The organism is Gaoshiqia hydrogeniformans (assembly GCF_049347105.1).
Taxonomy (GTDB): domain Bacteria; phylum Bacteroidota; class Bacteroidia; order Bacteroidales; family Prolixibacteraceae; genus Gaoshiqia; species Gaoshiqia hydrogeniformans.
The window spans coordinates 2,773,552-2,788,576 of record NZ_CP186334.1; the positions used below are offsets into that span (position 1 = coordinate 2,773,552).

Consider the following 15,025-nt stretch of genomic DNA (forward strand, 5'->3'; position numbering starts at 1 on the left):
ATGATTATTCCGTTTTTTGTGCCGGGAGAGCATCTTCCACCCGGATGGCCTGAGTCGCCGGAACAAGTTTTGGCCTGTTAAGTTTTATTTTGTACCAAAAGAACCAGAACGTCACCAAAGCGGTAAACGCCGATCCGATTGTATAAGCTGCTTCTTTACCTAAGGCAAAGCCTTCGGGAGCGAGAAGAATGTAGGTTGAGATCACGGCAGTCATAAACACGGCGGGAACCAGCGTGGTCCAAACCGGCTTTTGTTTTTTCGCCAGATAAACAGTGATGGTCCATAACACCACGGTGGCCAGTGTTTGGTTCGACCAGGCAAAATAGCGCCAGATCACGCTAAAGTTAATCTGAGTCAGCAAGTAGCCGATCAGGAACAAGGGAATGCTGATGAACAGGCGGTTTTTGACGGGACCTTGCCGGTAATTCAGGAAATCGGCTACAATTAGCCGGGCGCTGCGAAATGCGGTGTCGCCCGAAGTAATCGGGGCAGCCACCACGCCGAGTAAAGCCAAAAATCCGCCAAACTTACCCAATAACGAGTTGGAAATGGTATTCACAATTACAGCTGCATTTCCCTGGTTTTGCTGCATGGTTTCGTTCAGTTCGCGAACTCCGCCAAACACACTCATGCTGATTGACGCCCAGATAATGGCAACAACGGCTTCGGTAATCATGGCGCCGTAAAATACCCGGCGTCCGTATTTCTCGTTGGTTACGCACCGGGCCATCAGGGGCGACTGAGTGGCATGAAAGCCCGAGATAGCCCCGCAGGCAATGGTGATAAACAGCATGGGAAAAACCGGAAATTCGGCTGCCCGGTGATGAAAATTATGAATGGATGAAAAAGTTAATTCCGGAATATGATACCCTCCCAAAAGCAGGGCGGTGATCAGCCCGATCGCCATAAACAAGAGTGAAAAGCCGAAAACCGGGTAAATCTTTCCGATAATCTTGTCGATCGGCAACATGGTGGCCAGCAGGTAGTATATAAAGACCACCCAAACCCAAAACGCCGGCCCGCCAAAACCGCTGGTCATATCGCTCAGGATTCCGGCCGGTCCCATAATGAAAACAGCGCCCACGATGATCATTAGTATCACGGTAAACCCGCGCATAAGCTGTTTGGCCATGTTTCCCATGTAGATGCCTACAATCTCGGTAATGCTCAGTCCGTTGTGGTTAATCGACAGAATGCCCGAGAAATAATCGTGGGTGGCCCCGGCAAAGATGGCCCCCAAAACAATCCACAAATAAGCTACCGGCCCCCACATCGCCCCGGCTACAGCGCCAAAGATGGGCCCCAGCCCGGCAATATTCAAAAACTGGATCAGAAAGATCCGCCACCAGGGCAAAGGGAGGTAGTCGACCCCGTCTTTCATTGAAAATGCCGGCGTAATCCTCGTGGCATCCACATCGGCAAAACGTTCTACAAACTTCGAGTAAAACAGGTAGCCCAGCAACAAGGCCGACAAACTAACGATTAGCGTGATCATCCGTATCAGGTTTAATTATATTTAGCCATCAAAGTTAAAAATCATTCATTTAAACTTAACACTTGTTTCCTCATCTCCAGCACCTTTTTTAAATCGGCGTAAGGCACTTCCTGTACCCGGTATTTCTGATCGATCGCCAGGATTGCCGCAGCCGCTGCCGACTGCCCGAGAATCATAAACACCGGCTCCATCCGGATCGATCCGTAAGCGATATGACTGGATGACAGGGCCACCGGCACCAGTAAATTGACGCATTCTTCCGCTTTGGGGACGATTGAACCGTACGCGATCTGGTAAGGCTTGTGCGGGTGTACGCCAATATCGCCCTCATTCTGAACGAAACCTTCATCGGTAACAAAACGCTGCACATTGTGCGAATCCATTGCATACGATCCCATTCCCACCGGTCCGGGAACTTCGCTTTTGGCCAGCACGTCGTTTTCGGTGGTCACATACTGACCAATCATCCGGCGGGCTTCCCGGATGTATAACTGATGCGGCCAGTTTCCGTTTTCGGTAAATTCATCTTTAGCCAACCCCCAGTCTTGCATTTTGGTACGGATTTCATCGGGCACACGCTCATCGTTTGACACGAAATATAATAGCCCTTTCTGGTAATCTTCATGCGCCTTGATGATCTCTTTCCTTCGTTCGTAGGAGGCCTCCGGATAGTCGTAATTCATCCCGATGTAGTCGCTGCTGAACGGTCCGTGGTTATTGGTGTCGGTTTTCCGGTTAGGGATCAGGTCGAATTTTTGGAACCATTCATCCCAACCCGTGTCGAACACGCGCGCAAGCAATTCGTATTGCGCCGGATCGTAGTTGTCGGGTTTCGGGAACGGCGTCCGGTTGTCGGGATGCTTACTCATGCACAAACGAAAACAATATGCCTGGATTTTATGATCGCCGGAGCAATTTTCGCCGGGTTTTTCTGCCGAAACGCCCGGGAGCAAACCGCTGGCGGGATCGCCCGGGACGACATACGGATTGATGTTCTCTTTGAAGTAGTGACCGTGATGAAAAACGCCGGCCTGTACGCCGTTCCATGACTCATTGTACACGGAGCAAGCTTCGCGGCCTACATGGTAACTGACGCCGGCGGCAGCCATCAGGTCGCCTTCATAGGTGGCATCAATAAACATCTTCCCCGAAAATGTTTTTCCTGAAAGTGTTTTGAGGGAAGTGATTTTCCCGTTTTCAACACTCACGCCGGTTTCGCGGTCGAGCCATTCGTTGCGGAAGACAGGAATCCTGTTTTCGTTCACAAAATCTTCGAAAACCTGTTCGGCCACATGCGGTTCAAAGATCCACATGGTCCGGTTTTCGCCGTCCATTGCCACGGTGCCCTGGCCTTTGTTGCCGTATTCGGACTGTTTTTGCCATTTCCAGGCTGCCGAATCGTTATAATGCAGCCAAACCCGGTGATAAAACTCACGGGAAAGACCGCCAATTGCCGCCTTATTGCCGGTATCGGTAAAACCCAGGCCGCCGGAGGAAAGGCCTCCCAGGTGGGTGTCGGGCGAAACCACCAGCACGGTTTTGCCGGATTGGACGACTTCGACCGCGGCGGTAATTGCCGCCGACGTTCCGCCGTAAATGATGACATCGGCTGATTCCGTGTTTTTTTCAGGCTGCCGGCAGGAAAAGAGCAAGGGCAGCCAAATCGCAGTCAGAAAGATCATGCGGACTGATTTTGAAGGATGTCTCATGGTACTGATTTAGTTGATTAAGTTTAGTTATTTACAGCGATTTGCTTCAAGCGTTCGACAACAGGAGCCAGTTTTTCCCGGGCTTTTTTGGCCTCGGCTGAAGTTTCGTCAGCCGCTGCTTCGTTTGGAAGTTGACGGCAGTCGAAAAGCTTGCTATCCTTGGCGTGTAACCGCCATTCCCCATCAAAAATAAAAAAATCATCATCGATTCCACTGGTTACCCATTGGCGTTCGCCAGCCCCTTTTCCCGTCAAAGGTTTCACAAAGGATATCCCGTCGGGGTTGGCATGTCGGGGAATGTTGGCCCCCGCCAGTTCACAAATCGTCGGGAAAAAATCGGCAAAATCGATTAAATCGTTCACTTTGCTGTTTGCCGGAACCCGCCCGGGGGCATAAGCTATAAAAGGGACGTGGGAACCGCCGTCGTTCAGGTCATATTTTCCCCCGGCGACTTCGCCCTGTGTGGTCATTCGGGGCGATTGGGCAAACGTTCCGTTGTCGCCCATGAAAAAGACGATGGTCTGGTCAGTCAAATGAAGTTCATTCAGAGCGTTCAGCAAAATGCCCACCTGCTTGTCCAAATAACTGATCATGTGGTCCAGGCTGGCTCCCCGCCCGGCTTTGACATCATCGGGAGTTTCGATGATCGGGTCATGGGGAAGCAGCATGTTGTGATGGATCAGAAAAGGCTCTCCGGCTTCTTTCGCCGCTTTCATCCTGTCAATGACATAATTGGTCAGCATATCGGGGCCAAAGTCTTTTTCTGTGGTTCTCATGATTTGCCCGTCACGGTTGATGGTTGGTTCCCAGTAGCGAACCGTCTTCCGGTTGTCTTTCCAGATTTGCCAGACGCACCACGAATCGAAGCCGGCGCTTTTACAATGATCGGGATAAAACTCCAAAGCACCCAACTGCCATTTCCCGGTAACCGAAGTTTGATACCCCGCTTCTTTTAATGACTGCGCATAAGTGGGAAAACGGTTTTCAAAGTCAACAACCTCTTTCGAACCTAAATGAATGGGAAGCACTTTGGTGTATTGATGCCTTGGTGTGTAGCTACCGGTGTACAGGCTCATGCGCGAAGGGGTACAAACGGGACTTGTATAAGTACGGGTAAAAAGCGCCCCTTTTTCAGCCATCTTATCCAGGTTTGGTGTAGAAGTGCCCAACCCTCCGTAACATCCTAACTTTTCGTAGCCAAGGTCGTCAGCCAGGATCAACAGAATATTTGGTTTTTCAACCGGTGGTCCCGGGTTTTCAGCAGCCTGGGTGGAAATGCTAAACAGCAACGGGATACTTAGTAAAATGCCTTCTGCTTTCATGCTCATACGTTATCAGCTTTAATTGTGAAAAAAAGAATGCTTTCGAAACGATCGTACCGATTGCATGCAAAGACACCAAGCCACGAAACCATAGTTGCCGACTATTTTTTTCGTGCTCTTGTGTCTTTGTATTTAATTTCCGTCGCTATGGGACCGTTCCGATAATATTCATTAATACCCCGGGTTTTGATCGGCCTGGTTGATTGCCGGGTTGTTGTTGATTTCATTTTCCGGAATTGGCCAGAGCAAACGTTGGTCGATCAGGTTTTTGCCGACGGCGGCAAAGGCAGCTTTGGCTTTGCCGGTCCGTTTCAGGTCAAACCAGCGCCTTCTTTCAAGCATAAACTCGTAGGCCCTTTCTTTCAAAACAGTGTCGACAAATTCTTCCTTGCTCATTCCCGAAGGATAATCAACCGGCGAAGCGGTATTCGGGGCATAACCGTAGGCCCTCCGCTTAATCATGTTTAACCGTTCCAGCGCCAGGGCTGACGGGCCGTTTTCGGCCTGGCAGGCCGCTTCGGCATAAAAAAGGAATGCTTCGGAATACCTGTAAATGGGGACAGTGTAAATCCGAAGTCCACTCGAGTTGGTGATGAACTTTTTGAACAGTACCGGTGTGGTTGACGGAAGCGGGACCCAATTGCCGGCTGAATTTTGGATATGGGTGTACAGATTGAATGATTTACGGAGGTCGTTTTCATCCCAACTGCTTCCAATAAACGAATTCATATCCGGCAGCCAGGCGAAGAAACCCGAACTGCTGTAATTATACGGGTAGTTATTTCCCATATGCAGGTATTGGGGAATCGTGGACTGGCTGGTTTCCGAGTGATGGATCGACATGATGTCTTCGGTACTGGTTTCAACAGCAAAGATCTTGTAGAAATCGTTGGCTGTGTTTACGGTAACCAGTGAATATTTACCGCTGTTAATCACATCATTCGCTTTTTCGGCAGCCTGTGCCCAATTTCCGAGCGTGAGGTGAACATGCGACAACAGCATTTTGGCTGCCCATTTGGAAGCTTTCCCCGTTTCGGCGCCAACGGTTTCGGGCAAATCTATTTCAGCAGCTTGCAGATCGGAAAGAATTAGTTCATAAACCTGGTTTTCAGGCACTCTGGGCGACTCCAGGTCCGACAGGTCGATACTTTCTTTGGTTTTCAGCGGCACCGGTCCCCAGCCTCTCACCAGCTCAAAATAGGCCATCGCACGAAGGTAACGGGCTTCGGCAAGGATGCGTTTTTGTGCTGCTTCCGTTATGTTTACAATATTCGGGACATTGTCCAAAACCGCATTGGCGCGGTTAACAGCGCTGTACAGCCTCAACCAACTGCCGGAAGTCCTCCCGATATTTTGCTGGTCCAGCACCCTGTCCATGAACGAGATAGGCGCCTGCGACCCGCGACCGTTCAGGAAGTCGCCGTGCAGTTCAACCATTAAATAATGCTGAATGTCGTAAAAATCAGGCCCGATAGGTTGATAAGCCCCATTTAATGCTCCCTGGGCATCGGCTTCGTTCTGATAATAATTGGCCCTGGATACGAAGTTTTTGGGAACTTCATCCAGCATGTTTTCACACGACATCAACGTGATTGCCAATAAAATAAAGAATGATATTTTTTTCATGTCTGTCTGGTTTTTAGAAGTTAAGTTTGAACCCGATTGCATACGTTTTGGCATTGGGATAACCGCTTTGGTCGTGCCCCATGTTTAAACGATTTCCAATATTTTGATCATCAACGCCTTTGGTGTTTACTTCCGGGTCAAGTCCCGTGTAGTCGGTGAAAGTAAACAGGTTTGTCCCGGAGATATAGATCTGGGCAAAATCGAAAAACGTCAGGCCCATTTTTCGCACCGGGAGGTTGTATGCAAGCCGTAGCGACCGTACCCGCAGGTAACTGCCGTCTTCGATAAAACGGTCCGATACATCAAAGCCGGATAAGGAGCTGATTTTTGGGTATTTGGCGTTTGGGTCGGGATTTTCGGCTGTCCAGTAGTTTCCCATGATGTCTTTAAACTGGTTGCTCCCGCGCTGGAACGAGTTTAAATGGGTACCGTTGGTGGCATTGAAAACCTCGTTGCCATACACGCCGTCCAGGATCACGTTCAGTTCGAAATTTTTATACGAAAGGTTTGAGTTGAGGCCGTAAAAGAAATCAGGACTCGGGTTCCCCAGGATTACGCGGTCAAGCGCATTCACGATCCCGTCGGGCACGCCTTCCGGGCCGCTCACATCTTTATATTTGATGAAGCCGTTTTCGGTCAAACCGTCTTCCAGGTATCCAAAGAAACTTCCCAGCGGTTTGCCAACCCGGGCGATGTTGGAACTTGACCAAACGGCTGTTTGCCCTGCACTGAGAACGTCGCTTCCTCCGGCAATTTCGATCACTTTGTTTTTGTTGGTTGAAAAATTGACCGCTACATCCCATTTTACCTCACTTCTTAAAATGTCGGCATTGAGCGTAAATTCAAAACCCTGGTTTTGGATTTCGCCAATGTTTTGAAGGATAGATCCGAACCCGACTGACGGAGGAAGCGGCACTTCTGCCAAAAGATCGGTCGTGTTTTTCTTATAATAATCGGCTGTCAGGCGAAAACGGTTGTTCATGATCGCCAAATCGAAGCCAACGTCGATCTGTTCTGTTGATTCCCATCTCAGTTCGCTGTTCGAGATACCCGCGGGGTAATAACCAATTTCGTCTTCCTGGTTGGCGTAAATCACTCTGGTTGACAACATCCGGTCTAATGAACGGTATGGGCTTAATGCCGTGTTGCCGGTGACGCCGTAACTGGCCCGGAGTTTCAGGTCGCTGATCAAGCCGGCATCCGTCATAAACGGCTCTTCGGAAACCCGCCAGGCGAAGGCAGCCGAGGGGAAAGTCGCCCACTTGTTATTGGCCCCGAACCTGGACGAACCATCAGCGCGGACACTCACTGTAAGCAGATATTTGTTGCTGAATGAATAATTTGCACGGGCAAGCCACGAAGCCAAAACCCACTCCGAATAACCCGATGATGGCGTATTCACCGTTTCGGCGGCGCCCAGGTTATAGTTCTCGGTGGTATTGTTTGAGAAGCCGCTGATGCTGACCCCGAAATTCCGGTCGAGGCTGGTTTGGTAAGTATAACCGCCAACTGCGGTCAAACTGTGTTTTTCGCCAAAATTCTTGACATAAGTCAGTAGGTTTTCGTTCAGAAACGAGCTGCGGTAGTAGGTAGATTGAGAACCGCTCCCCCTGTCATTCTCAAAAATAAGCGGCTCAAAATAGTCATTGATCGAATAGGCATACTCGATGCCCAGCAGTGTTTTAAATGAAAGTTCGTTGGTCAGTTTAACGTCGAAGGTGCCGTTACCAACTACGTTATTAGCAAGCGCACGGGTTTGCATTCCGGCAAAAATCATCGGGTTACGCATATCAGCAGAACCAAAGCTATAAGCTTTTTCGATTTGAGTAGGGATTCCGTTTTGGTCATAAACCGGGAGCGTTGGGGGGGCCGAAGCTGCAGCCGACAAAACCGAGGTGCCACGGTAGCCATTGTCAACCGGAACCGATAAACGTTCCCTTCTTGATAAATTCATATTAACCGCCATTTTCAACCAACTGTTCATCTCGTGGTCCAGGTTTAATCTCACCGAACCTCTTTTGACGCCCGAATTGATCAGGATTCCTTCCTGATCGTAATAATTGCCCGACAGCGAATAACGTGTTTTATCGGAACTACCCGAAAAAGTAATCGTGTGATTGTGTAAAGGCGCTGTGCGCAACACGGCATCCTGCCAATCGGTTCCCGGGCTCTGCACCTGATCGACGTTAAAATAAGGCTGCTGGCCAGCGTTTTTCAGCCATTCATTGGCGATGATGGCATATTCTTTCGCATCCAGCAAATCGTACCTTTTTGTTTCTTTTTGAAAACCGAAAAAGCTGTTCACTTCGATACGGCTTTTTTGTCCGGCTTTGCCCCTTTTGGAGGTGATGATGACAACCCCGTTTGCCCCGCGCGCGCCATAAATGGCTGTTGCCGAGGCGTCTTTCAGGATGTCAACCGATTCGATATCGGATGGATTCAGAAAGTTGATTCCTCCTACCATCGGGAAACCGTCGACCACATACAAAGGCTGGTTGTCGCCGATCATCGAGTTTCCGCCGCGGATACGAACTTCGATACGCCCGCCCGGATTACCTGAGTTTTGGGTGACCTGAACTCCGGCAGCTCCAACTTTCAGTGCCTGTTCCATGTTGTAAACCGGAACTGATTCCAATGTTTCCGTTTTCACCGATGAAACCGAACCGGTCAGGTCGCTCTTTTTCATGGTGCCATAACCAATCGCCACCACTTCTTCCAGCCCGATGGTGCTTTCTTTCAAGCTTACATTGATCACCGATTGAGAGCCAATCAGAATTTCCTTATTCTCCATTCCGACAAAAGAGAATACCAGGGTATTCCCGGATCCGGTATCTTTCAGGGTAAAATCCCCGTTGATGTCGGTGATGGTTCCTGCGGAAGTGCCTTTTACAACGACCGTAACACCGGGCAGCGGTTCGCCTTGTTCGTTGGTTACGGTTCCCGAAACGGCCTTTTGCTGTTGAAACCGGTCAAAATCCGTCTGGCTCGTGGTCAGCACAATCTGACGATCTTTGATTAAATAGCTCACATTCGTCTGACCAAACAACTGTGAAAGGATCGTTTCCACCTTTACCTGATTGACATCAATATCCACGCGCCGGTCAACATCGACCAGTTTTTGGTTAAACAGAAAAAAGAAGTCGGTTTGATTTTCAATATGGTTCAGCACATCAATCACCTTCGCATTTTTCATGTTCATGGTCAAACGCGTTTGCTGAGAATACGACTCAACAGCCCACGACTGGGCCATAAATAAAAACAGAAAGAATAATCCTAAACGCATAATCTTCCAGATTTTAATCAGCGTGCAGAGGAGCTCTGACACCCGGATTCGTTTTTTTTTCATAAATTTGAATCATTAAGTGGTTAAACATTCGTTTTGCGTAAACTACTTGATTGTCAACAGGAAGGTGTGCCAGCACTTTCCTGTTTTTTTATTGTTGTATTCGGTTTTTCGTTTCTTTGGTTTGTTTTAGTTTAATCAGCTGTCGCTCTGTAACTTCGCTCCCGGCCGGTTGTCTTCGTTTCTCCGTTTCGTATGAAATCGGCGTTGTTAAGGATAACAGTTTTAAGACTTCATCCAGCCGCTCATCCATGAAAGTAGCGTGAAAGGTATATTCCAGCAGTTCGGGGTCGGCCAGATCGAAATCAACATTATACCACCGGCTTAGCCGTTTTACAACCAGATCAAGGCTTTCGTTCCGGAACACAAGCTTGCCTTTCGTCCATGCGGTATACTGGGAGGCATCGACCTGTCTCAGAACTACTTTATTGGAGGCCAAACTGATGGTCACTTTCTGATCAGGTTCAAGTATCGCCAGCTTATTTCCGGATTTAGACGAAACCTGTACCTTACCCGACTGTAAAACAACTTCTTCCGTCAGGTCGTCGTCGTAGGCAATGACGTTAAATGTGGTCCCCATCACTTTGATGTCCAGTGTTTTTGTTAACACGTGAAATGGTTTCCCGTTGTGCGCCACATCAAAACAAGCCTCACCCACCAGGTCAACCTGACGGCTTTGGTTGAAAGCAAGGGGATATTTTAGCACCGATCCGTTATTTAAAAAACCGGATGTGCCATCGGGCAAAACAAAATGTGTTTTCCCGCTAAGCGGGCTCCTGATTTCAGCATAAGCTTCCGGATCATTTCCCTGCCGGTTGACATACAAATAGGCCAGGAACGACAGTAACAGGGGTATAAATAAAATGGCCGCAATTCGCTGGATCCATTGAAACCGCGACAAACGGATTGTTTTTTTACTTTCCTCAAGATGAAGCTGGTGATGAAGCCGGTGCAGCATGTTGTCAAACGTTTCATCCTGACCGACATCTGCCGGATCAAATTCCATCCAGTGTTTCTCCAGCAGTTTTCTTAATTCTTCCCGATCTTCTTTTGCCGAGAATTGCCGGTGAACCAACCGGTAATCATTCCTTGAACAGTTGCCGGCGAAAAAACGTTGCAATATATCCTGTGAAATTTTCATCCTTCAAAAGCAGCGTTGAAACAAGTGATTATTCCGAAACAGGAAGATGACACTTTCGCTACTGATAAGTTATAGGGCTGAGAAATCATTTTCCCCTAGTCTGCCTGAAATTTTTTTTTTGGGAGCCCCGAAATGCCTGCCTGCTTATTTTTTTACAAACAGGAAAAAGAATAACAGACCGGCCATGTGTTCGTCAGATAAACCTTCTTTTATTTTTTTCATGGCTTCGGTGATGTGGTTTTCTACCGTTTTTGGAGAGATGTTGAGTTCCTCGGCAATTTCATTCAGGGATTTGCCCTCCTTTTTCCGCAGAATAAAAACCCGACTTTGCCGGGCCGGTAATTGACGAATCAGCCCGTCGACCAATTCGAGCAACGATCGGTAGTTAATCCGTTCGTCCATCTCGTTGGTAAACGAAACCGACGATTCGACCAGTTGGTTGAGGTATTTCCTTTCGTTGGCCAGTTTTAAAAATAATTCCTGGATGTGGTTGAAGGCAATTTTAAACAGGTAAGCTTTAAACGACAAGTCGGGGTTTAAGCCTTCCCGGTTTTTCCAGATTTTAAGAAAAACTTCCTGGACAACTTCCTCCGCCTCGGGCTTTGATTTCAAATAACCCCAGGCGAAATAATACAGCCGTTTGCCATACATCCTGAAAATGGCATCAAAAGCCTGCGCGTCTCCTTTTTTCAATGCAAGCACCCAGTTGCTCTCTGTATTTTCTTTTGGTCCGGTCAAGGGCTCAGGTTATGGCAGCGAATATAACAGAATTAACGTAAACCCGGATGATGGCGGAAATAAGTTATCAACAGCGGTTGCCTGTTTCGGTTAAACTGAATAAATTTTGCGAAGTTTGCAAAACGATGTCCGGAGATTTATATGCTGATGTGATACTGCCCCTGCCCCTTGGCGACCAGTTTACCTACCGGGTGGCGCCCGAATTCCAGGCCAAAATTAAAGTTGGCGTTCGGGTTGTTGTGCAATTTGGCGCCCGCAAGTTCTTTTCGGCCCTGGTGTACCGCCTTCATGCCGAAATTCCGGCCGGTTCGTTCGATCTGAAGGATATTGATGCCATTTTGGATGAAGAACCTGTTGTTACGCCGGCCCAGTTAATTCTGTGGGAATGGATGGTCAGCTATTATTGCTGCAGCCTGGGCGAAGTTTACAAAGCCGCCCTGCCTTCGGCCTTAAAACTGGAAAGCCAGACGCGGATCAGTTTTAACCCGCACAGCAACCTGCCGGTTGATCTGTCGGGCGACGAAGAAGCCTTGTTGCTGATGCTGCAGGACCAGGGACAAAAGAGCATTCAGGATATTAACCGTTTTCTGGGTAAACGTTCGGCCTTGGCAAGCCTGAAAATTTTGCTTGAAAGAAACGCGATCCTGATTGAAGAAAAGCTGGAAGAAAGTTACCGGCCCAAAACAGCCGCTTATATTTCTCTTCATGCCCATACGCTGACAGAGCCGGCGATTGGCGAAGCGCTCGAAAGCCTGAAAAAAGCAAAGAAACAGTTCGCTTTGTTCAATTTTTTTCTGGCTGAAACAATTTATCACGAGCAGCCAAAAACAACCATCGCCCGGAAAGAACTGCTGGAGCGGAGCGGATCGAACGAGGGGGTGCTGCGGATGCTCATCGAAAAAAACATCCTGCGCTCGGAAGACATTGAAATTGGCCGGCTGGATTTTTCGTATGATCAGGACCAGGTGATTTTTGATTTAAATGAAGCTCAGCAAGTTGCCCTGGATCAACTTGTTGAAAAGCGGGCCGGCAAAAAGCCGGTTTTGCTGCATGGAATTACATCGAGCGGCAAAACCGAAATTTACATCAAGCTGATTGAAGAACAGCTGGAAAAAGGCAACCAGGTACTTTACCTGGTGCCCGAAATTGGCTTAACCACCCAGCTGATCAACCGAATGAAGCGTGCTTTCGGCGACAAAGCCGGCATTTATCATTCCCGGTTTAACGATGCCGAGCGGGTCGAAATCTGGTTCAATACCCTTCACGAAAAAAAACATTCATTTCAAATTGTTTTGGGCGCCCGTTCCGCGGTTTTCCTGCCATTCCGCAAACTTGGGCTGATCATCGTCGACGAGGAACACGAAAACAGCTATAAACAGTTTGACCCCTCTCCCCGTTACCATGCCCGCGATGTAGCCGTGGTATTGGGACAAATCCACCAGGCACAGGTGATCCTGGGAACAGCCACGCCCTCGTTCGAAAGTTATTTTAACGCCAAAACCGGCAAATACGCCCTGGTTGAATTAACGGAACGCTTTCAGAATATCAGCCTCCCGGAAATTGTGATCGCCGATGTCCGCCAGGCAACCCGCCGAAAACAGATGAAATCGTTGCTGAGCCCGCAATTGTACGAAGAAATCAATCAGGCGCTGGCAAACGGCGAGCAGGTGATTGTGTTCCAAAACCGGCGCGGCTTTGCTCCGTACCTGCAGTGTTCCGCCTGCGGCTGGATTCCCAAGTGCCGTCATTGCGACGTCAGCCTGACCTATCACAAACACCGTTCGGCGCTGATTTGTCATTATTGCGGACACACCGAACCGCTGCCTGCCAATTGCGGCGAATGTCATTCCGAAGATATTCGCACACGCGGATTTGGCACCGAAAAAATTGAAGAAGAGCTGGCCCTGATTTTTCCCGATGCCCGGATTGCCCGGATGGATATGGACACAACACGCGCAAAAAGAGCCTATGAACGGCTGATCTATCAATTTGAAAGCAAACAGATTGATATTCTGGCCGGCACACAAATGGTGACCAAGGGCCTCGATTTCGACCATGTGAGCGTGGTGGGCATCCTCGATGCCGATCAGTTGCTGAACTATCCCGATTTCCGTTCCTTTGAGCGTTCTTATCAGCTCATGGCCCAGGTGAGCGGGCGGGCCGGGCGTAAAAACAAACAGGGGAAGGTGATTATTCAGACCAGCCAGCCCAAACACCCGGTACTGCACGACGTTGTTGCCAACAATTTTCAGCAATTGTTCAACGTCCAGATGGCCGAGCGGAAGTTGTTCAAATACCCGCCTTACTTTCGCCTGGTGAAGATTGTCCTCAAACACAAGAACCAGGAACGGCTGAACCCGGCTGCCGACCATTTGGGAGCCAGACTCCGTAAACTTTTCGGTATGAACATGCTGGGGCCCGAATACCCGGTTATCAGCCGGATTCAAAACTGGTATCAAAAAGAAATCTGGATTAAACTGGACCGGGACCATAAACTGGCCCAGTCAAAAAAACAGATCATGGACGAAATCAAACAGCTGAAGTCCCTGCCCAATCATGCCAACCTGGTTGTTTATGCCGATGTTGATCCGATGTAAGCCTGGTTGTCCGGTTCGGAGTGAAAAGCCCTCATCCTCAGAAGAAAAACTGCCGGAAGGAGAAGAAAAGGCATCACGTTAAATCTTTGTAACATAATTTAACAAACGACTGTATTTTAGAATCTCAATTTTTATACTTTTGTACCGCACGATAAAATTTGAACATCAGAAAATAACTGAAATGAAATTTCCGTCGTTTTCTACATTAAAATATTAACTTTGGAACTCAGCAAAAATCACGAATAATCACATGGGAAAAGTTATTGCACTCGCTAATCAAAAAGGAGGAGTCGGAAAGACAACAACAGCCATCAACCTGGCGGCCAGTCTGGCTGTTTTGGAAAAAAAAGTGCTGATAATCGATGCTGATCCGCAAGCCAATGCCACCTCGGGTATCGGTTTCGATGTGAAAAATGTAAAGACCAGCATCTACGAATGTATTGTCGACGATCTGGACCCCCGGAAAATCATCCTCAATTCTGAAATCAACGGGATGGACCTGATCCCTTCACATATTGACCTGGTTGGGGCCGAGATTGAGATGCTTAATTTACCCAATCGTGAAAAGGTTTTGTCAACCGTCATCGAAAAAATCCGCGATGAATACGATTTTATCCTGATCGACTGTTCGCCCTCGCTGGGGTTGATCACGGTGAATGCGCTGACTGCCGCCGATTCCATCATCATCCCGGTCCAGTGCGAGTATTTCGCGCTCGAAGGATTGGGAAAACTCTTAAACACGATCAAAATCATTCAAACCCGGTTAAACCCCGAGCTTGAAATTGAAGGATTTTTACTGACCATGTACGACTCACGTCTCAACCTGTCGAACCAGGTTTTGGAAGAAGTTCGTACCCACTTTGGCGATATGGTTTTTGAAACCCTGATCACCAGGAACATCAAATTAAGTGAGGCGCCAAGTTACGGGATGCCTGCCGTGCTGTACGATGCCAGTTCGCGAGGAGCAACAAGCTACATGGACCTGGCCCGCGAGATCCTGCAGAAGAACGATTTGACTAAGATTAAGAATTCAGAAAAAATAATTGAATAAAGA

At 48.4% G+C, this 15,025-nt stretch carries 9 protein-coding genes; 2 read left to right on the plus strand and 7 right to left on the minus strand.

The window, feature by feature from the left end; all coding sequences use genetic code 11:
• Positions 1-4 precede the first annotated feature (4 nt).
• The 7 genes from ACOIT5_RS11030 to ACOIT5_RS11060 form a co-directional block, all read right to left on the minus strand.
• Positions 5-1,495 carry a carbon starvation CstA family protein gene (locus tag ACOIT5_RS11030; protein WP_423130529.1) on the minus strand — a complete coding sequence of 497 codons (1,491 nt, stop codon included), beginning with the start codon at positions 1,493-1,495 and terminating at the stop codon, positions 5-7.
• A gap of 41 nt (positions 1,496-1,536) precedes the next feature.
• Entirely contained in the window at positions 1,537-3,204 is a 1,668-nt protein-coding gene (locus tag ACOIT5_RS11035; protein ID WP_423130530.1) for an FAD-dependent oxidoreductase, read from the minus strand.
• 23 nt (positions 3,205-3,227) lie between these two features.
• On the minus strand, positions 3,228-4,532 hold the full coding sequence (locus tag ACOIT5_RS11040) for a sulfatase-like hydrolase/transferase (RefSeq protein ID WP_423130531.1): 1,305 nt from the start codon (positions 4,530-4,532) through the stop codon (positions 3,228-3,230).
• A gap of 165 nt (positions 4,533-4,697) precedes the next feature.
• A complete protein-coding gene (locus ACOIT5_RS11045; protein ID WP_423130532.1) occupies positions 4,698-6,152 on the minus strand; it encodes a RagB/SusD family nutrient uptake outer membrane protein in 1,455 nt (484 codons plus the stop codon).
• 13 nt (positions 6,153-6,165) lie between these two features.
• Positions 6,166-9,498: a TonB-dependent receptor gene (locus ACOIT5_RS11050; RefSeq protein WP_423130533.1), complete on the minus strand. Its 3,333-nt coding sequence runs from the start codon at positions 9,496-9,498 to the stop codon at positions 6,166-6,168.
• Positions 9,499-9,586: 88 nt separating this feature from the next.
• Positions 9,587-10,636: a FecR family protein gene (locus tag ACOIT5_RS11055; protein ID WP_423130534.1), complete on the minus strand. Its 1,050-nt coding sequence runs from the start codon at positions 10,634-10,636 to the stop codon at positions 9,587-9,589.
• Positions 10,637-10,780: 144 nt separating this feature from the next.
• Positions 10,781-11,374, minus strand: coding sequence for an RNA polymerase sigma factor (locus ACOIT5_RS11060; RefSeq protein ID WP_423130535.1), 594 nt, complete (start codon positions 11,372-11,374; stop codon positions 10,781-10,783).
• A 125-nt stretch (positions 11,375-11,499) separates the two neighbouring features.
• Between ACOIT5_RS11060 and priA the strand changes: the two genes are divergently transcribed.
• Positions 11,500-13,971 carry a replication restart helicase PriA gene (gene priA / locus ACOIT5_RS11065; protein ID WP_423130536.1) on the plus strand — a complete coding sequence of 824 codons (2,472 nt, stop codon included), beginning with the start codon at positions 11,500-11,502 and terminating at the stop codon, positions 13,969-13,971.
• Between the two features lie 250 nt (positions 13,972-14,221).
• Positions 14,222-15,022 (plus strand): ParA family protein, encoded by an 801-nt coding sequence (locus ACOIT5_RS11070; protein ID WP_423130537.1) that lies wholly within the window; start codon positions 14,222-14,224, stop codon positions 15,020-15,022.
• Positions 15,023-15,025 lie beyond the last annotated feature (3 nt).

What these genes read in the sequence shown, in the direction of transcription:
- ACOIT5_RS11055 (WP_423130534.1), bottom strand. Translation starts at nt 10,636, where the DNA reads ATGAAAATTTCACAGGATATATTGCAACGTTTTTTCGCCGGCAACTGT.
- ACOIT5_RS11070 (WP_423130537.1), top strand. Translation starts at nt 14,222, where the DNA reads ATGGGAAAAGTTATTGCACTCGCTAATCAAAAAGGAGGAGTCGGAAAG.
- ACOIT5_RS11030 (WP_423130529.1), bottom strand. Translation starts at nt 1,495, where the DNA reads ATGATCACGCTAATCGTTAGTTTGTCGGCCTTGTTGCTGGGCTACCTG.
- priA (WP_423130536.1), top strand. Translation starts at nt 11,500, where the DNA reads ATGTCCGGAGATTTATATGCTGATGTGATACTGCCCCTGCCCCTTGGC.
- ACOIT5_RS11035 (WP_423130530.1), bottom strand. Translation starts at nt 3,204, where the DNA reads ATGAGACATCCTTCAAAATCAGTCCGCATGATCTTTCTGACTGCGATT.
- ACOIT5_RS11045 (WP_423130532.1), bottom strand. Translation starts at nt 6,152, where the DNA reads ATGAAAAAAATATCATTCTTTATTTTATTGGCAATCACGTTGATGTCG.
- ACOIT5_RS11050 (WP_423130533.1), bottom strand. Translation starts at nt 9,498, where the DNA reads ATGAAAAAAAAACGAATCCGGGTGTCAGAGCTCCTCTGCACGCTGATT.
- ACOIT5_RS11040 (WP_423130531.1), bottom strand. Translation starts at nt 4,532, where the DNA reads ATGAGCATGAAAGCAGAAGGCATTTTACTAAGTATCCCGTTGCTGTTT.